This is a genomic window from Geojedonia litorea (assembly GCF_042654525.1).
In the GTDB taxonomy this organism is placed as follows: Bacteria; Bacteroidota; Bacteroidia; order Flavobacteriales; family Flavobacteriaceae; genus Geojedonia; species Geojedonia litorea.
The window spans coordinates 143,089-162,364 of record NZ_JBHSGP010000007.1 but is presented as its reverse complement, the minus strand read 5'-3'; the positions used below and the strand labels follow the sequence as shown (position 1 = coordinate 162,364).

16 protein-coding genes are annotated in these 19,276 nt (G+C 33.2%); 4 read left to right on the top strand and 12 right to left on the bottom strand.

Going from position 1 to position 19,276, the window contains the following annotated elements:
* Nucleotides 1-31 precede the first annotated feature (31 nt).
* The 6 genes from ACFO5O_RS04370 to ACFO5O_RS04345 all read right to left on the bottom strand — a co-directional run bounded on the left by ACFO5O_RS04370 (nucleotide 32) and on the right by ACFO5O_RS04345 (nucleotide 5,152).
* Nucleotides 32-1,273, bottom strand: coding sequence for an ABC transporter permease (locus ACFO5O_RS04370; protein ID WP_387961305.1), 1,242 nt, complete (start codon nucleotides 1,271-1,273; stop codon nucleotides 32-34).
* A 194-nt stretch (nucleotides 1,274-1,467) separates the two neighbouring features.
* Nucleotides 1,468-1,872: a hypothetical protein gene (locus ACFO5O_RS04365; RefSeq protein ID WP_387961303.1), complete on the bottom strand. Its 405-nt coding sequence runs from the start codon at nucleotides 1,870-1,872 to the stop codon at nucleotides 1,468-1,470.
* A gap of 167 nt (nucleotides 1,873-2,039) precedes the next feature.
* Nucleotides 2,040-2,912 (bottom strand): glycerophosphodiester phosphodiesterase, encoded by an 873-nt coding sequence (locus ACFO5O_RS04360; protein ID WP_387961301.1) that lies wholly within the window; start codon nucleotides 2,910-2,912, stop codon nucleotides 2,040-2,042.
* Nucleotides 2,913-3,752 carry a sterol desaturase family protein gene (locus ACFO5O_RS04355; RefSeq protein WP_387961299.1) on the bottom strand — a complete coding sequence of 280 codons (840 nt, stop codon included), beginning with the start codon at nucleotides 3,750-3,752 and terminating at the stop codon, nucleotides 2,913-2,915.
* A gap of 5 nt (nucleotides 3,753-3,757) precedes the next feature.
* Nucleotides 3,758-4,651 (bottom strand): hypothetical protein, encoded by an 894-nt coding sequence (locus ACFO5O_RS04350; RefSeq protein ID WP_387961298.1) that lies wholly within the window; start codon nucleotides 4,649-4,651, stop codon nucleotides 3,758-3,760.
* Nucleotides 4,652-4,657: 6 nt separating this feature from the next.
* Nucleotides 4,658-5,152 (bottom strand): YkgJ family cysteine cluster protein, encoded by a 495-nt coding sequence (locus ACFO5O_RS04345; protein ID WP_387961296.1) that lies wholly within the window; start codon nucleotides 5,150-5,152, stop codon nucleotides 4,658-4,660.
* A gap of 59 nt (nucleotides 5,153-5,211) precedes the next feature.
* Between ACFO5O_RS04345 and ACFO5O_RS04340 the strand changes: the two genes are divergently transcribed.
* The gene (locus tag ACFO5O_RS04340) at nucleotides 5,212-5,907 is read left to right on the top strand and encodes a class I SAM-dependent methyltransferase (protein ID WP_387961294.1); all 696 of its coding nucleotides are present in this window, start codon (nucleotides 5,212-5,214) and stop codon (nucleotides 5,905-5,907) included.
* Here ACFO5O_RS04340 and ACFO5O_RS04335 read toward each other — a convergent pair whose 3' ends face one another.
* The 3 genes from ACFO5O_RS04335 to ACFO5O_RS04325 form a co-directional block, all read right to left on the bottom strand.
* A complete protein-coding gene (locus ACFO5O_RS04335) occupies nucleotides 5,908-7,527 on the bottom strand; it encodes an amidohydrolase (RefSeq protein ID WP_387961293.1) in 1,620 nt (539 codons plus the stop codon).
* A gap of 138 nt (nucleotides 7,528-7,665) precedes the next feature.
* Nucleotides 7,666-9,393, bottom strand: coding sequence for a TonB-dependent receptor (locus ACFO5O_RS04330; RefSeq protein ID WP_387961291.1), 1,728 nt, complete (start codon nucleotides 9,391-9,393; stop codon nucleotides 7,666-7,668).
* A 23-nt stretch (nucleotides 9,394-9,416) separates the two neighbouring features.
* Nucleotides 9,417-12,443: a tetratricopeptide repeat protein gene (locus tag ACFO5O_RS04325; RefSeq protein ID WP_387961290.1), complete on the bottom strand. Its 3,027-nt coding sequence runs from the start codon at nucleotides 12,441-12,443 to the stop codon at nucleotides 9,417-9,419.
* 209 nt (nucleotides 12,444-12,652) lie between these two features.
* On the opposite strand from ACFO5O_RS04325, the gene ACFO5O_RS04320 reads away from it, so the two are divergent.
* Nucleotides 12,653-13,336, top strand: coding sequence for a cell division ATP-binding protein FtsE (locus ACFO5O_RS04320; protein ID WP_387961288.1), 684 nt, complete (start codon nucleotides 12,653-12,655; stop codon nucleotides 13,334-13,336).
* Here ACFO5O_RS04320 and ACFO5O_RS04315 read toward each other — a convergent pair.
* A complete protein-coding gene (locus tag ACFO5O_RS04315; protein ID WP_387961286.1) occupies nucleotides 13,333-14,916 on the bottom strand; it encodes a right-handed parallel beta-helix repeat-containing protein in 1,584 nt (527 codons plus the stop codon). The two genes, ACFO5O_RS04320 and ACFO5O_RS04315, sit on opposite strands and share 4 nt — an antisense overlap.
* Before the next feature lie 163 nt (nucleotides 14,917-15,079).
* Between ACFO5O_RS04315 and ACFO5O_RS04310 the strand changes: the two genes are divergently transcribed.
* Both ACFO5O_RS04310 and ACFO5O_RS04305 read left to right on the top strand, forming a co-directional pair.
* Entirely contained in the window at nucleotides 15,080-15,958 is an 879-nt protein-coding gene (locus ACFO5O_RS04310; RefSeq protein WP_387961285.1) for a glycosyltransferase family 2 protein, read from the top strand.
* Between the two features lies 1 nt (nucleotide 15,959).
* Nucleotides 15,960-16,892, top strand: coding sequence for a glycosyltransferase family 2 protein (locus ACFO5O_RS04305; RefSeq protein ID WP_387961283.1), 933 nt, complete (start codon nucleotides 15,960-15,962; stop codon nucleotides 16,890-16,892).
* Nucleotide 16,893: 1 nt separating this feature from the next.
* Here the strand turns inward: ACFO5O_RS04305 and ACFO5O_RS04300 are convergent, their stop codons facing one another.
* Nucleotides 16,894-17,985 carry a glycosyltransferase gene (locus ACFO5O_RS04300; protein ID WP_387961281.1) on the bottom strand — a complete coding sequence of 364 codons (1,092 nt, stop codon included), beginning with the start codon at nucleotides 17,983-17,985 and terminating at the stop codon, nucleotides 16,894-16,896.
* Nucleotides 17,982-19,091 carry a phosphoethanolamine transferase gene (locus ACFO5O_RS04295; protein WP_387961279.1) on the bottom strand — a complete coding sequence of 370 codons (1,110 nt, stop codon included), beginning with the start codon at nucleotides 19,089-19,091 and terminating at the stop codon, nucleotides 17,982-17,984. The genes ACFO5O_RS04300 and ACFO5O_RS04295 overlap by 4 nt, the downstream gene beginning before the upstream one ends.
* Nucleotides 19,092-19,276: the final 185 nt, after the last annotated feature.

Here is a 19,276-nt window from a genome sequence, read left to right as displayed (position 1 = left end):
ATTACCTACAGCTAATACAAACTGTTTATCGCTAATCAAATCGTATGGCTTTTACGGGGGAAATTCGGGTAATGATAACCGATGGGATGAGCAGCATTAATAAACAGGCCAAAAACGTACCAATATTGAGCATTACAATATAATCCAACCCAATATGCACCGGAATGGTTGATACATAATATTGTTCGGGATCAGGAAACTTTAAGAACCCAAACTGCTGCTGTGCAAAAAGGAGCCCTAAACCTATTACGTTTCCATAAATCAACCCAAGGCTAATCAAGTAAGTTGCATTATATAAGAACACTTTTCTGATGCTCCAATTAGAACTACCCATAGCTTTTAATATTCCAATCATCTGGGTGCGTTCCAATATCAAAACCAGAAGAGCCGTAATCATGTTGATGCCAGCGACAATAATCATAATGCCTATAATTCCATAGGTATTATTGTCAAATATTTTGATCCATTCGAAGGTTGAAATGTATTTTTGTTCAACCGTTTCGGCGTTGAGATCACTTGGTGTTGCTTTATAAATCTCGAGGCCTTTTTCTTGAATTTTGGTAAAATCGTCAAGAAATATTTCAAAACTACCAATTTGATCAGATTTCCACTTGTTAAGACGTTGTACATGACGAATATCACCAATCATGAACGTTTTATCCAATTCCTGAAAACCAGAATCGAAAATTCCAACAATTTTAAATTGCCTGATATTTGGAATCTGGTCAATATTTTCCTTACCAAATACCACTTGAAAACTATCACCGAGCTTAAATTGCAATCGGTCTGCGATGTATTTTGAAATTAAAACATCGTTGCTTGTTTCTCCAGTAGAATAATTAGGCTGTTGACCTTCAATTAAAAATTCTTGAATGTAAGACCAATCATAGTCTTTCCCAACACCCTTTAGAACAATACCTTCAAAGTCAGTTGTGGTTCTAATGACTCCAAATTTGGTAGCAACCGCTTGAATATGTTTTATGCCTTCAACCGATTCAAATTTTGGGTAAAATTCTTGCGCAATAGCTATTGGAACAACTGTTTCATTAGACACATTACTATCATAATTACTAATTGTCACATGACCATTAAAGGCAACTACCTTATCGCGTACCTTTTGCTGCAATCCCAAACCAGTGGCAATGGCAATAAGCATCACAATAATACCAATAGCTATGGCAGCAATACCAATTTTAATTATTGGTGCCGAAACACTACTTTTATAGGCTTTGCTACCAATTATGCGTTTAGCAATAAAAAATTCGTAATTCAAAATTTAGATATGCGTTTAACCGTTTTCAAAAATACAGTTTTATTATTTGTTTTAATAGCAATTTCACGCGGTTCTAAATCTTGATAAGATTCACAAATAACGGTAGAAGTTAATGACTTCTGTCATTTCCTTGAAAGTGCAAATAAAACCAAAGGAATTTTATCACAGATAGTAAGAGAATAAATTATTGAAGCCTATTTATCTTCATTTTTTAAAGCGACTACCTTGGTTTCAACTGGTAATACTTCTGTATGATCTTTTAATACCTTCACCACAAATACAATCTTCAATGGAGATAATGAAACTACAAAAACGTGTTTTCCTTTGGATAGGTTGGTTAACGGAACTTTATGATAAAATGACCCAGCGTAGGTATCAATCTCACGTTTATATTCACGGTTTATAGAATAGACATAATGAATTTTTTTATCACTCTTTAAAATCAACGTATCTTTTGTAGCGTTGAGTTCGTGAATTAAATCATGAGCCCTAACATTATAGTTTTTTTCAAGTGAAGCAAATGCATCTTGTGCATTTAGTTTTTTTTGAAATGTAAGGCCCACGATGGACGCCATGACTAGTCGACGATATTTTCCCATATATATAAAATGCTATTAGTTCCAACTCTTGTTGAAATAATAGCATTAGTAAGTCCCTCGGGATAAATCTATACAGATTAGGTTACTAAACGCTAAAAAAGTCTATGAACGGTAAAAATATCGGTAGAATGTACATTTTTAAATGATAAACGGTTATAAAATGCAATTTATCTTACGCTAAATCTATTAAGAACGATGTCTGGATAGTCCGAAATAATCCCATCTACTTTGTAAGAAATTATCAATTCTATATCATCTTCTTTATTAACGGTCCATGGAATTACTTTAAAACCTTTTGATTGTAAATCCTTTACCGTGTTAGCATTCAATAATTTAAAATACGGACTTATAATTTCGGGTTTAAAACTTAAATTATTCATTTTATCAGCTATCACTTCAAACTCATCTACCAATAAAGCTGTTTGAATTTCAGGGAATTTCTTTTTAACAACCTCTAAAGTTCTTACATCAAATGACTGCAATGTTGTTCTTTCACTTATTCCCCTAGAAACAATTAGTTCTAAAACAAGGTCAACAAATGTATCAACTTTTGGGGTATAGATGGTATCCCATTCTGGTAAACTCTTTATTTCAATATTGTAGAAAGTAGTGCCTTTTGATTCTTTTTCTGCCATAGCAATGACCTCATCAAGCAAAGGTTTATGAACCCTTATTTTTTGCTGCTTGGGAAATCTCAAATGCGGTTTTGAGCCACAATCGTATTGTTTTATGCTATCATAAGTCATTTTGTAGAGATTAAATGACAGTTCCTTTTCCTTTGAAATTGTATCCCCATAAGGATCAAGTGCTATTTCATGATTCATAAATGGATCATGAGACACTACAACTTTGTTATCTTTGGAAATTACAACATCCATTTCTAAAGTTTGCACACCAATATCAAGGGCTTTTTTAAAGCCAACTATAGAATTTTCAGGAAAAAGGCCTCTAAAACCTCTATGCCCTTGGACATCAATCTGTGGATTGGAATTACAATTGGTTAAGGCCATAAAACTTAATAAATAGAATAAATGTTTCATTTAATCTTTAGGTTGGATGAAGGTTGGCTTTTCATACTTTTGAAACGGTTGCACCAGCAGTTCTTTTAAATTGCCATTTTTTACCTCATCAGGAAACACATCTACACCATACACCAATTTATCCCTATCCAAAACCATAAAGGTTCCTAAAAGGCGATCCCATACTGAAAAAATATTACCGTAATTTGAATCGGTATATGGTAATACGTTATGATGATGAACTTTATGCATGTCTGGAGAAACGATAAAATAACTCAAAATCCTATCGATTTTTCTCGGCAATTTAATATTAGCATGTGAAAATTGCGTAGCTACAATAGAAAGAGATTGGTACAAAAACACAAGTGCAATTGGCGTACCAACTATAAAAACGCCAAACAAGGTGAACACAAACCGAATTACGCTTTCTAAAGGATGGTGTCTATTGGCAGTAGTGGTATCTACATGATGATCGGTATGGTGTACCAAATGAATCATCCACAAAGGTTTAACATTGTGTTCAACATAATGTGGTAAATAGGCTCCAAAAAAATCAAGGAAAAAGACTCCTAAAAATACATATAGCCACAACGGCATTTCTGGTAACCAATTTATAATTCCGAAGTTGTTAGCACTTACCCAATCGGCGGTATTTAGCAACAAAAACGCAAGCACAAAATTAATAGCTATGGTTGTAAATGTAAAAAAGATATTAGGCCAAGCATGACGCCACTTTTTATAGTTAAACTTAAAAAGTGGAACTGCCCCTTCTAAAAGCCAAAATAGTGTCAAACCTCCAACAAGAATCAAACTTCTATGTGCGGAAGGGATGGCTTCAAAATAATTGATAATGGTTTCCAAAGTATTTACAAATTATTTTTAAAAATTAGGTTTGCTTTTTTTAAATCTACTGCCGAAAGTTTAGCTCTCCATTCTCGCGCATTAGTTTCGTCTTTTAGTAGAAGGTACGACGTAAAATATAAAAAATTTACTAAAGATTGATTTTCTTCCTGAATTTCTGACTCATCTATACGCTTCAAATTCCTTAAGACTTTTTTGGGGTTACTTAAAATCAAATCTTGTTTGAGTTTTATCAGGTCCATTTTTTGCTGAAGCGCAATTAAATTATCATATGTACCATCTATCAAATAACGCTCTGCTTCTTCGAGATAGATGATTGATAAGTTGATTATTTCATTTTTTATGGCCTTGTTAACTAATATCGCAAAATCAATATATTTTGAGGTTAGACGAAATGCACTATAAAAATTCTTCACCTCTCTATAACCTGCCAGTTCTCCTTTAAGTACAGACGTATTTAACGCATAATAACTTATAAATTTGGCAATATCTAAATACTCGTCATAGACTATGTCTGTATTAATAATATTACCGTTAATATCCATAATTTTAATGGTGTCATCATTAAATTTATCAATATAATTTTGAGATCTTTTGCCCTTAATTTCATTAAATAATCTAGGGTATTCAGATTCATTTACAACTACAGGAACAAAATACTTCCAAATCAACTTATTTAGTTCTTCGTTTTCGAATAAATTTACAATAGCATCAACTCCCTTTTCATATTCAACCGCAACATGATAAGGATCTAGGGTTGCCTCTTCCCATAACATAAACACCAATTTATCTTGGACATAAGCCAATCGTTTGGCGGCATCAAAAGAGGTCATCCATTCTTGCGAATGGCAAAAATTTACAATTAGAGTTAATATGCAAACGAGTTGAAGTTTTTTCATAGTCTGTTAAATCTTAATTCTTTTTTTCATCTCTTCCACAATATTGAAGGCTGCAGGACAAATAGCAACATTTTTTAATGTGAGATTTGAAATTTGTTGAAACTTCTTTCTATCAGTATGCGGAAATTCTCGACACGCCTTAGGCCTTACTTCATAAATGGAACAGTAATTATCCTCACCCAAAAATACACAAGGAACACTCTGCAGCACATAATCCTTATCTTCGTCAATTCTCAAATAGTTATCTATAAATTGTGAAGGCTTTTGTCTAAAATGTTTGGCTATGCGTTCAATATCTTTATCTGTAAACAATGGCCCTGTTGTTTTACAACAATTGGCACATTCTAAACAATCGGTCTGTTGAAACTCACGTTCATGTAACTCTTGCATCAAATAATCAAGCTGCTTTGGCGGCTTCTTTTTTAATTTTGAAAAGAAGGTTTTATTTTCCTTATGCTTATCTTTGGCAAGCTTTGGAAGGTTATTGATGATATCTTGCATATTATAAAAGTAGTATTTTTAATGAGAAGCTGAACCTTTTTAAGCAAGACAAAATTTTCATGAAAGATTTATTTGGAAAGGCCTTACTAGATTACCACACCAATAACTATACCGAAGACATTGTAACTTCTACTAATATTTCGGGTGAAGATGACTTACCTCTTCCCTATTTATTCCGAAGTTTTAATGAAATGCCAGAGTTGGAGCAACACGCTTTAAAATTAGCTAAAGGAAGGGTTTTGGATGTTGGCTGCGGTTCAGGAAGCCATAGTTTATGGTTACAAGAAAATGGTTTTGAGGTTAAGGCCATCGATGTGTCTAAAGGTGCTGTTGAAGTTGCCAAACAACGAGGTGTACATCATGCTGAAGTCAACAACCTTTTGAATGAAACAGATACTTTTGATACCATTCTCATTTTAATGAATGGTACTGGTATTTTTCAGGAATTATCACAAGTCTCGAATTACTTAACCCATTTAAAGTCACTTCTAAATCCAAATGGTCAAATTTTAATTGATTCTTCTGATATTGCCTATATGTATGAAGATGAAGATGGTGGCATTTGGATAGATACAAATGCTAATTACTACGGAGAACTCGATTATTTTTTGAGTTACAAAGGCGAAAACGAAGTCCCAATGAAATGGCTTTACCTTGACTTTGACACCTTGAGTAAAGCTTGTAAAACCGTTGGCTTAACCTGTGAAATGATTCTCGAAGGCGAGCATTATGACTATTTAGCTAGACTTACTTAACTATCGCATTGCCTTACCACCAACAAAGGTTTGTTCAACTTTAATGTTTGGTATTTCCTTAACTTCAATGGTCATAATATCCTTATCCAAAATGATAAAATCGGCAAACTTACCAACTTCAATACTGCCCTTTTCATGCTCTTCAAAATTGGAATAAGCCGCCCAAATCGTCATTCCTTTTAAGGTTTCTTCTCGCGTAAGTGCGTTATTTATTTGATATCCACCCGCCGGATAATGTTCTAGGTCTTGTCTAGCTACTGCTGCATAAAATGTTAAAAAGGGACTTACTTGTTCAACCGGAAAATCAGTTCCAAGAGCAACTTTTCCATAAGCATTTAACAAGTCTTTGAATGCATAAGCTCCTTTTACGCGTTCAGACCCCAATCGATCTTCGGCCCAATACATATCGGAAGTGGCATGTGTTGGTTGCACAGATGGAATAATATCGTTGAACAGACTAAAGTCTTCAGGTGAAATCACTTGAGCATGTTCAACTCGCCAGCGTCTGTTTTCTTTTCCTTGCAACACCTCCTTGTAGGTTTTAAGCACAACATGGTTTGCTGAATCGCCAATGGCGTGTGTATTCATTTGAAATTTAGAATTTGAAATACGTTTGGCGGCATCTTTAAAGGTTGCAAGATCGGTCACCAAGAGCCCAAAATGATTCGGTTTATCAGAATAAGGTGCTCTTAACAATGCGCCTCTCGAACCTAAAGCTCCATCAGCGTAATATTTAAACGATCTCACATTTAACTTATCGGTTTTTGTAACACCTTTATTTAAGAAGTAATCAAGGTTTTTACTCGAAGCGGAAACCATGGCATAAACCCTCATGTTCAGTTCACCAATTTGCTGTAAACTATCAATAACTTCAATTGCTTCAATACCTAATCCAGCATCATCTACTGTAGTCAAACCCAAATCAAAACAAATATTTTGTGCTGCCAACAAGGCCTTCACCATATCATTTCTAGAAGATTTTGGCCAATGGTCCATAACTAGGTTTTCGGCATTGTCAATTAGCACACCTGTTGGTTTCCCATTGTTTATAAGTACCTCCCCACCATCAATTTTACTTGATGCATTAACATTGCCTAATTTTAAGGCTGCTTCGTTACAAAGAATAGCATGACCATCAATTCTGGTCAAAGCAATTGGAGTATCAGGAAATAACTTACTTAACAAGACATTGTCTGGAAATTCTTTTTCTTCCCAATCGTTTTGGTCCCAACCTCTTCCAACTATATAATCTAGATTATTTTCATTCTGAAAATCAATCACTCTATTCACGACCTCATCAAAACTTTTGGTGCCAACCAAATCTACAGCTTGCTGATTAAAGCCTAAACCTAAAAAGTGGCAATGTGCATCAATAAATCCTGGCACTATAGTTTGTCCTTTTGCATCAATAATGGTATCTGCTTCAAATGCACTTTGAATACTTTCATTCGTTCCAACTTGAACAAATTTTCCGTCCTTTATTGCAAAAGCCTCTGCTTTGTCAAAATTGGTATTAACGGTATAGATATTAGCATTGATTACAATTGAATCTACTTGCTGCTTTTCTTTTTGGCAAGAAAAAACAAATACAATGATTAGAAGTGAAAGGATTTTTTTCATTTGTTGATGTTTTATTAATGAGTTCTCGATACATCTCGACACCCGAACTGACTAATGGTAAAAATACAAAAAGCGTTCAATTGATGAACGCTTTTATTACCATACATACTCTGTATATAGTTCAGGGTGAGTATTACCTTAAAAATCAAACTGATAAGTAGCTCCTACCAAAAACTGAATGCCTTGTACAGGATAATTCTGCCACTTTTCATATAATTTGTTTACCATATTATTGGCTTTTGCATAAACTGAAAGTCGGTCACTTATTTTATAGCCCAAATGCGCATTGGCATCAAAATAACTATCTAAAGTAACGGTCATAGGTGAGGATGGCGATAAAGTACCTTCTTCGTAAAACTGGTCTTTACGCTCTCCTACATAATAAAGTCCAGCTCCGGCAAACCAATTGGCATCGATTTGATAATCTAAGAATAAAGAGCCTTTAAAATCTGGTAAGTTCCAAGCTTCTTCTTGTAAATCTGTAGAATAGCCAAAATATTCGGCTTTGATTCCTAACTTAAAATTGCGATTGACGTCTACATTCAATTCACCAGCTACGGAGTAGGTTTTAAGATCGTCATAAACAACTCCGAAGGAGTTTCCGTATTGGTAATCTTCAGTAGCACCACCTAAAACACTATTGGACTTAAACAAAGCTCTATTTCTATCAGCACCATAACGACCACTAATATTATAGCTCATGCTGTTGGATAGTTTTCCTTTTAACCCTAATGAGGCATCGTATTGTCTATCTGTAGGGAAAATAAATAAGGTTGGCGACACATAAGGATTTTCATTAGCCAGCTCATAATATGAATTTTGATGTAAACCTCCTTCAATTCCCCCGTAAGCGATTAAAATTTCATCCACCAATCTATAGCTTGCCGTAAAATTTGGATAGATGTAAAACTTGTTCTTACCTCCTTCGGTATCATTTAAGTACACAAAACGTACACCAAGGTTAACGGTAAGGTCGTCTTGCCTTAATTGGTAACTTGGCGCAAGACCAACATTAACATTGCCATAGTTGATTTCAGTATCTGTATAATAATTTCGATCAAATTTTCCTCCAATATAATCGAGTGAAATCTCGGTACTTATGACTTCATCCTGAATAGGAACGTCAAACGCTGTATTAAACACAAACCTATTTTCACCAGAATCCTGATCGTCGCCAAAACGTCTGAATCTCATATCAATTCGTTTTACAAGTGCATCTTTAAAATCGATCTCGCCACCAAAATGAGCTGAATAAAAGGTATGATCAACGTCTAACATACTAGCAGTAGTGCCATCAAACAATGGCTGTGGCAATCCGTACCAATTGTATTTTTGATATTCAAAACCACCGTCAACATTCCATGACAAATCACGTAAATTACTACCGTAATTGACATTTAATTTTGCTTTTGTAAAATCGTCGTCTAATAACAAGCCATCTATTCCACCTTGCGATGAATGATAACTAAAATAACCTCCTACACTTTCTGCTCTACTTAATTGATGATTTAAATAGACTTCACCTAAAATGGTAGTATAGGTTCCGGCTCCAACAGAAGCATAATTATCATACAATTTTACTGGCTTCTCCTTATCAACTGCAGCTGCTTTACCTTTTGCTGGAGTAAATGTCGATGCCACAGGAATAGAAAAAATATTATATTTCACCTGCTTTTTTACTGCCGTAGTTGAATCGTCTAACGTTGGCGTCTCTTTGATCTTAAATGCATCTGAAATGGTGGGTGTGTAGGGTTTTACAACATTCACCACATCGGTATTAATAGTGTCCTTTTCGCGCTGCTGCGAAAATCCATACAAAGTGCTCAATGTTAGTACACCAATTGCTATATTTTTTATTTTGAACATAATCGATTGTTTTGAATGATGAATTAATTACCGTCTTCGGTTTGGATGGACGAATTTGTTTTGGCTTCTTCACTTTTGATGCGCTTTAACTCTTGTTGCGCTTCTGAAACGACATCGTCGAATTCAGCAAAGTTTTTAATGACACTTTCTAAAATATAAGTGGCTTGAAACGCATCCTTTAAGGCATAGTAATTTTTGGCCATCACCACAAGTCCTTTAGCACTATAGTACTTATAACTAGAATAATCTTTTGCCAATTTTTGAACAGTAGTATTGGAGCCTTGGAAGTTGCCTTCCTTGTGTTTAAAGTAAGCATTGTAATAGAGTGCTTCAGCGGCCAATGCGCCTTGCGCAATTTTTTCAACTTCGGCATAGGCCGATTTTGCCTTTTGCTCATTACCTGTTTTTATGGCAGATCTCGCTATGATAATTTGTGCATCACTTTTAACCTTGTTATCCATTTTTGAATTGCCCAAAACCCGTTCAGCATAAGAAACTGCTTCATTATAATTTTCCAATTGATAATAGGCGTTCATTAAGTTTGATTGGGCATATACAATATTCTGCGGATAATCTGCTTCAGCTTCCAATCGTTTCAACAATGGAATAGCTTTGTTCCATTTTGAAGAATTCAAATACGTTTCAGACAATTTTACAATGGCCTGCTCTGTAAATTCACCTGGTTGTTTAGAAACCACATACTCGTAATGCGGTTGTGCATTTTCAGGAAGGTTCTTTTTTGAATACAATTCGGCTAAATAAAAATGGGATTTTAAGGCATGGATTCCGTTTGGAAAACTATTTAAATACCCATTAAATTGTTTTATGGCGTTATCTGTATTATTGTCTAGATATTGTTTTTCAGCAGCCAAATAAGTGGTGTTATCAAGCTCCGCATCTGTAACATCAACATAATCCAATCGTTTTACCCAAGCAGCGTATTCATCTACACGACCAAGGTCTATATAAATCAATCGGGCTGTTGCCACGGCTTGAAGTGCTTCTTCTGAACTTGGATAATCATTAGCTACTTTTTTAAACTTGCTCAAAGCACGCTCGTTGTCATTGGTATTGTAATAAGAAAGCCCTTGACGAAGTAACGATTTTGAAACGAACACACTATTACGGTATTCAGAATTTAGGCGATCGTACATAGACATTGCTCTATCAATTTGATTAGCTTTCACATAGGAATTTCCTAATTCATACATGGCATCATCTCTCAATGATGATCTCGGATAACCATCAATAAATGTATTGAGATCCCTAATTTTTCTATCATTTTGTCCCAAATACCCATAACTCATGGTTTTTTGAAATGATGCGTAGTCTGATTCGATTTCATTTATTGAAATGGCTTTATCATAAGCTGAAATGGCTTTGTCATATTCACTAGAGACGAAATAACCATCACCAAGTCTTAAATAGGCATCATTTAAACGAAGTTTTTCTTTGGTATTAGAATTTATAAAACTTTGAAAATGTTTAGTTGCTTCGGGATAATTCTTCAATTTGAAGTAATTATAGGCAATATTATAATCTAGATTTTTATATTCTTTGGTATTGGATGCTTGTGCTTGCTGCTTAAACTGTTTAAACCCTATTAATGCATCATTATAATTAGTGAGATGATAATCGGTTTCGGCTTTCCAAAACGTTGCGCGCGCCGTAAAAAGTGGATCTTTAGCTTCGTTTATTGAAGCGTTAAAAAGCGCTTTTGCATTGTTATAATCCCCTTCATTATAAACTTCAATACCTCTATAAAATGTTACTTTTTGATATGCAACTCTATTTTCAAAACTACGTTTGCCCTCCAATAACTTCATAGCCTCCTTATAATTTCGAGACGTTATGTATGAATCGATCAACAGGGTTTCGATTTCTTCCTTGTAGCTAGTTTTAGGATATTTTTCTAGATATCCAGTTAATACTTGAGGTACTGATTGATATGGATTCCCTATTTCATAACTTATTTTTGCATAGTTTAGCCAAGCATCTTCCTGAATTTTAAGATCGAAATCCATTTGAGATGCATTTCTAAATGCATTAAGGGCTTCTTGTTTTTTATCTAGATTGATATAGCTTTCGCCTAAATGATAGTAAGCGTTTTGAGCTACACTATTATTACCTCCAATAATTTTATTGAACTCTGAAATAGCCTTTTCGAAATCGTTTTGTTTATAATAGGCATAGCCCAATTGGTAATAATCGGTATTATTCCATTTACCCCGCTTTCCTTTGTATTGGGTTAAATACGGAATTGCTTCGGCATATTGATTTAGATTAAAATAACTCTCACCAATGATTTTAGACAATTCTGAAACCTCTTCTGGACTACTTTTTGGCAACTGTTCTTTTGCTAAAGTAATGGCTTTTTCAAAATTTCCTAATTTGAAATTTAAATCGGCCTGATAATAGGATAATTTCTCTTTATACTTTTCATTATCACTCACCTGCTCAAAATATTCGTTGGCTTTGTCATAGTCGTCACCTTCATACGCCATAAAACCAATATAGTATTTGGCTTGCGAGCCATATTCTTTTGAATTTACTACACGATTTAAATACTTTTGGGCACCCACTTCATTGCCTGTTGAATATAAACTATACCCATAGTTAAAGTTAAAATGGTCTCGTTCTGATCTTGAAATACTATTCTCATCCACCTTTTCATACCATTTTCGAGCATAAGCATATTTACCATTCACAAAATAATAATCTCCAACATCTAAAAAAGCGGTGTTGCGTTTGGTACTCGTAGGATATTTATCTACAAATTTCTGTATTTGATCGTCAGCATTTTGCTGATTTAAACGCACTGCACAATTCGCAATATAATAAGCGCAATCTGATTCTAATTGTTCATTATTAGCAGTATCCTGAATTTGATCAAACAGAGATTGCGCTGCTAAATACTGCTTATTATTATATAAAGTGAGTGCCTTTTGATACTCTACCAAGTCATTGGTGTAAGTGGCTGTTTGCTGTGCTTGAATGAAGGTGTTTAGCATCACGAATGCTGCCAAAAGCACAAGTTTTTTATGAGTCATTAAGTTCGTTTTTAGTTGAATGTTCAAAGATAAATCAATATAGAACCTATAACGACAGATTTAAATTATAATTATAAACGAAGTTATTAAAAATGATTTTTTGTTTTCTGGCTAGTGATTTCTGCAATCTTTTAATAAACTTTTAATCTTTGATTTTCAACTTTTAATTTTAAATAATACATTTACCGTTCATAAAACTGCACCCAAAAATGTCCGAAACAATATTAGAATTAAAAAATGCATCTATCTTTCAAGGCGATAGCATGGTATTGAGCAATGTCAATTTTGAAATGAAAAAGGGCGACTTTGTGTATCTTATAGGAAAAACTGGAAGTGGCAAAAGTAGTTTTATGAAGACACTTTATGGTGATTTGGAACTTACTGAAGGTGATGGCCATGTGGTCGATTTTAACTTAAGAACTCTCAAAGAAAATGACATTCCGTTTTTACGCCGAAAGTTGGGCATAGTTTTTCAGGATTTTAAGCTGTTACCCGATAGAACCGTTAATGGAAATTTAGAATTTGTTTTAAAAGCTACTGGCTGGAAGGATAAATCTGAAATTAACGAACGCATTGAAAAGGTTTTGGGAAAAGTAGGCATGAAAACCAAGGGCTTTAAATTTCCACATGAGCTCTCTGGAGGAGAACAACAACGTATTGCTATTGCAAGAGCATTATTAAATGATCCTGAATTAATTCTTGCTGATGAACCAACAGGAAATCTTGATCCGCAAACTAGTGTTGAAGTCATGGAAGTATTGCAAGAAATCAATAAAAATGGCAATACCATTTTAATGGCTACGCACGATTATGCTTTATTGTTGAAATATCCAAGCAAAACCTTAAAGTGTGATGAAAACAAAGTGTTTGAAGTAGTACAGCGCAAGGTTTAGAAAATCCAACTCAACCAACTCTTCAATAGTCCAACTTTTTGGGGTTGTGAAACCTCCAAAATAAACACTCCAAAATTGTCTAGTGTTTTATTTTTATTGCCTCTATTCAATTTCATTGGGAAGGATATTTTTTTATCCTTACTTAATATTCCGGTTTTTAGCACTTCAGAGTAATCCTCTACATCCCTGATAGTATATTGTATGCCTTTAGGGAGTCCGTAACTTGAAAAATCTACAGTAACATCGTCTTCATTTTTACTAAAAAGTACCACACGATATTTGTTTTCATCATATTCATTTTTTGTGATATCCAAAACCGCATTCAAATTGAATTGGGAAATTGGTTTCCAAGAACTTTTAGTGTCCATTCCATACCGTTTCTGCCATTCTTCCACAGTAAAATCTTCTTTAGATTGAATTCTAATGGTTTTGTTTTTTCTGGTATAATAGCTATTGCCAGACAACTTCCATGTTTTAGAATCAAAATTATCATAAAATGAAGGATAAAACCTTATAAACCCGCTGTAAACTATATTGTTTTTAAACTCGAGTGTTTTAGCATGCAAAATGCGAATACCATCATTTCTACCTAAAATAATATTGTTTGTAACTGAAACATTTTCCACAGGCGCATTTTTATTAAATCCTAATGTGAAAGAGGGTAATTCGCCATCAATCTCATTTTTAATATAGTTGGTATTATGGTAAAAGATGTTTTTAGTCACCATGATGTTTTTAGCAATGTTAACTGCATTATTATCGTTGGTTGCAATTATTAAATTGTCTTTTGGGATTCCTGTTACCAAAGCACTATTGAAAATAACATTATTGTCTAAAATGACATTTTTGACATAGGCATCACTAGCTTTTCGATTATCAGACCAAACCTCAACGCCTTTATAATAATTGTTGAAGATGATATTATTCTTTATCAATCTGAATTTATCAGATGAATTTTGCACATATATGCCTACACCGCTTCCGCGTTTTGCAGAATAGTAGCCATTGTTGTATATGATACAACCGTTTATTTCGGCATCAGCAGTGCGCTTCCAAGATCCAAAGCCCGAACCTGGATTGTTGTGGATTAGAAGATTGATAAACTTGCATCCAGCCCCACTTGAGTGATTAATTCCATCAACATTTTGAAAATTCGCATCCCCTTGCTTCCTTGAGAATTCACCCAAAAACGTAATCTCCAAATTTTTGAACATCACCTGTTGTCCTTTAACTTCCAAGACAGATTTCCTGCCGGATGTAACATTACCATTCAAAATCACTTTGTCATTTTTAAAAGCAGTAACAGTGATAAGCTTATTGGCAATAGTGCTCTGTAAAGTGCTTATAAACCGTCCATCGTAAACACCTTCATGAATATAAACAATATCGCCACCATTCACAGTTTTCGGCGTTTGGATCATTGCAGTTTGTAAGTCCCATGGATTTTGTAAAGTTCCATTACCTGAGCTAACTCCAGGAGTTGATTTGTGGTCTGAAGGAAAAACATGAAATTCCTGTTGCGCGTGAATCCATACACTTAATAAAAATAGACCGATTAAGATAACGTGTTTTTGTTTCATAACTTGCGGAATACAATTTCCGTACCATTAAAATTGGATTAATTTTTAAATCATGTATTTTTATCTATTATTTTGTTAATCTAACTTTCAGAATTTGAGTGAGATTAACTTTTTTTAAGAACAAATTAAAAATCTCTGAATTAATCTACAACCAATATTAAGAATGAAAGGGTTAAGCATTTGCATTCCTATTTATAATTATAATTGTATTGATTCTGTCAGGACACTTTGTGAGCAAATTAGGCATTTATCTGTAAACTGTGAAATACTTTTAATAGATGATGCTTCCACGATTTCGCTTGATGAGTTAGCTAATTTTCAACATCAATTCTACACCTATGAAAAATTAGCAAAGAATATTGGAAGGTCTAAAATTAGAAACCTATTGGTTAAAAAATCAAAATTTAATCATGTTCTTTTTATAGATGGTGATTCCGGTGTTCCTGAAAAATTTATTGAAAATTATATGCTACATATCGAAAATCATCCCGAGGCTATAATTTGTGGAGGAAGAATCCATCAAAAAAAACTAAGCAAGACCAAAAGATTAAGATATAATTACGGCGTAAAATATGAGGATACTAAATCCTCTCAACGTATTAAAAAACCATATCACCGCTTTATGACAAATAATTTTGTGGTTCCAAAAGAAATCATGAAAACCATTCCTTTTAATGAGGAACTATTAAACTACGGCCAAGAGGACACTTTTTTTGGATATGAGTTAAGAAAAAACCAAGTTGAGATCATTCATATTGATAATGAAGTAGCACACCTTAATTTAGAAACTAATCAAGAATTCATAGAAAAGTCAAAACATAGTATAGAAAATCTTATTTATCTTAAAACAAAATATCCAGAATTTGTTGAGTATAGTAAATTGTTGTCAACCATTACTAAATTCAGAATATTTAGATTGAGTTTTATAAAAAACTACTCCTATTCATTTTCGAAATTTTTTGAATTTATAACCCGGCACAGCGGCAACATTTATAGTTTTCAGATGTTCAAACTTTTTTACACCATATCCTTAATTAAGTAAAATGAACTTATCAAGCAAAAATCCTTTTTTCTCCATAATTACCCCATTATATAATAAAGAAGATTATATAGAAAATACTTTAAAAAGTGTTTTAAATCAAAGCTTTAAAGACTTTGAAATTATTATCATTGATGACGGCAGTACAGACAAAAGCTTAAAAATAGTTTCACAATTTAAAGATCAGAGAATCATTAAAATCAAGCAAGACAATAAAGGGATTTCAACAGCACGAAATATTGGAATTAATCACGCCAAAGGAGATTATATTGCGTTTCTTGATGCGGATGACCTTTGGAAGACTGATTTTTTAGATAGCATTTATGAATTGATAACCATATACAAAGATTCACTCTTTTTTGCTACTGGTTATGCTTCATTTTATGACGGTCAAAAATTAAATTTAAACTCTAATGTGATACAACCAAATCAAAATGAATTAGTCACTAATTATTTTGAAAGACAAAAAAATCTATATGCCTCAAGTTCTTTTGCTTGTCATAAATCGGTGTTCGATACAATTGGATTGTTTAATGAAAAAGTGAATTATGGTGAAGAAGAAGATTTTGCAATTCGATGTTTTCTAAAACATCCATTGGCTTATTGTAAAACCACTAAAGCATACAGGTTAGATGGCGTAGAAAATCAATTGACAGCTCCAAACATAAATAATAAACGAATAATTCCGGATTATGACACTTTTCTAATAGATAATCCAAATATTAACCTAAAAAAATATATTGATTTTATACATTATAAACTCGTTCTTCTTTTTAAAATGGAGAGAAATTACAGGTTGGTGGAATTTTACAAGAAAAAAATTAATGTTAATCATTTATCATTAATTCAGAAATTTAAATTTTATTTACCCATCCGTATATTCTTAATCGCTAAAACAACTTATGTTTGGTTAGTAAAGCAGTTCGTACGTGTTTGAATTAGAGATTTAAACCCTCAATATAATTCTTCCACAGTTTACTAATGTTTTCCATCGAAAATGGTTCTAAACTTTTTAAACTATTAGCCTTTAACTTGTCATAAAGCGGGCTATTCGTCGTCAATTCATTTATAGCCATGGTGAGTGCGGTAAAGTTTTGATTTTCGACTAATAGCCCATTTTGGTTATGGTTGATTATTTCGCTAGGTCCAGATTTACAATCAAAGGCAATTACTGGGGTTTCGCAGGCTAAAGATTCTAACAAAACCCTTGGAAATCCTTCACCTTTACTGGATAATATTAGAAACTCTGCCTTTCTTATATATTTAAATGGATTTTCTCTAAATTCAATTAATCTTACATTTTCTTGTAGATTTAACTTATTGACGATTTCATTAAGCATTTTTTTTTGAGGTCCATTCCCTAAAATAATAAGACTAATATTTTTTTCTGGTAAAATAGAGTTCTTATAGGCCTCAATTAGTTTATCAAATTGCTTTATAGGATCAAGCCTACCAACAGCAATCACAAACTTTTCTTTAAACTTCACCTCCTCTTTTTTGTATTGTTCAACAATATAATTGATATCTACAGGAGAATGAATTGTACTTACATTTTTAAAATTATATTTTTTCTCTATTTCCTTTTGAATTGTAGTCGAAACTGAGTTTATACCAGCATAGTTTCTATATAAATGCTTTGAAAGAAATGTAGGGTTTGGTAAGTACCATTCCAAATTAAAATGTCTTATCATATTCACCATCTTTGATTTAAACACTACCTTATTGAGAAGAAACTCTCTTAAAGGGTAGTTTTTCATTCTAAAATCTAATATCAAATCAAAATGATTGGTTTGAAGAGTTTTTTTAAGTTTATTATATCTTAAAAATTTATTAATTACAGTACGCGAACCCTTTTTATATTTACCCAAATTGATGAGTTCTCCGGTATAAGGATAAACAATATCATCATAAAGGGTTATGATAACAACTTCAAATCCCAGCTTTGATAATATAGTCGATAACAATCCTGCAGAGCGCTCGGCTCCACCTCTATTTAATTGTTCAATAAGCAAACAAATTTTAAATATCATCTGTTTTCATTTAACTTAAACGTTTCAAATTGCAAACTATCATGAACCATTCGCTTTCTTTCTTTAAAACTTGCACTAAATATACTTCGATCCTTATCTAATAATTCGCTCTCAATCCCCATAAAATGAGTTAAGCTATGAGGAAAATCATCTAGCATATATGCTCTTGATTCATCAATTACAAAATCATCCGGTTTTTGAAATGTTTCCGACATAAAAACTAAAAATGGAACCTCGTACATCGATGAGGTTGGTTTGTCTGCAAAGTGTCCAAAAAAATCAGCGATATCGTACACTTCTTCGCCATGATCTGAAAGATAGATTACAGCGCTCTTTTGAGCTTTGAGGTCTACAGCCTTAATAATTTCAGATACAATGAAATCATTATATAAAATTGAATTGTCGTAAGAATCAATGAATTTATTTTTCTTATTCATTTCCTCCGAAGTGAATTTAGCAAATTGTTCGGGATAGCGTTTATCATAGGCGTAATGATTCCCAATGAGATGAATAAAAATCACTTTTTTACCATGATGTGATAATCTGTCATTTAGCTTTGGCAATAATACTTCGTCTAATAAAGTAACATGCCTAAAATCATTATATGATAAGAAAAAACTTTCATCAGCGGCAGAGGCTAATCTTGAAACTAAATTGTCATGAAAACCCACAGGTCTTTGATTGGAAAGCCAGTACACCTTGTATCCCGAATTTTTCAAATAGTCTAATAGCGAATTTGAAGCTTGGGGTCTTTCGTAATTAGATAATGTTAATATGTCATAAATCGACTCGGTTGTATATACATGTGAACTAATTACGTTTCTGTAAACAATTAAAGAATCTGAACGTCTATTTAAATTAGGTGTTGTTTCTCTTGGATACCCATAAATACCCATATGTTTCCTTGTGGCCGATTCTCCAAGGATAATCACAATAACATCATTATCTGTATGAACCTTGGTTTGAATTATTTTTTCCTCATTATTAAAATCGTTAAACGATTTTACTTGATTTTGATATTGAACATAGGATTTAAGAGTGACATAGGGTAAATTCCAATCAACCAAATGAGCGAATTTTAAAACCCCAAGGAAGATAATTATCAACCCTGAGCTCAATATGAATCCCCTTAATTTGATTCTGTTTTGTAAATAAATCCTTTTTGAAAAAAAACTAAATAGTGGTATAAAAAATAACAGTAACCATACTAAATTATGTTGATAGTACACCGAACTAAACTCTTTAATCTCGTTAAAATTAGTATTAAGAACCACATAAATATAAGCCGCAT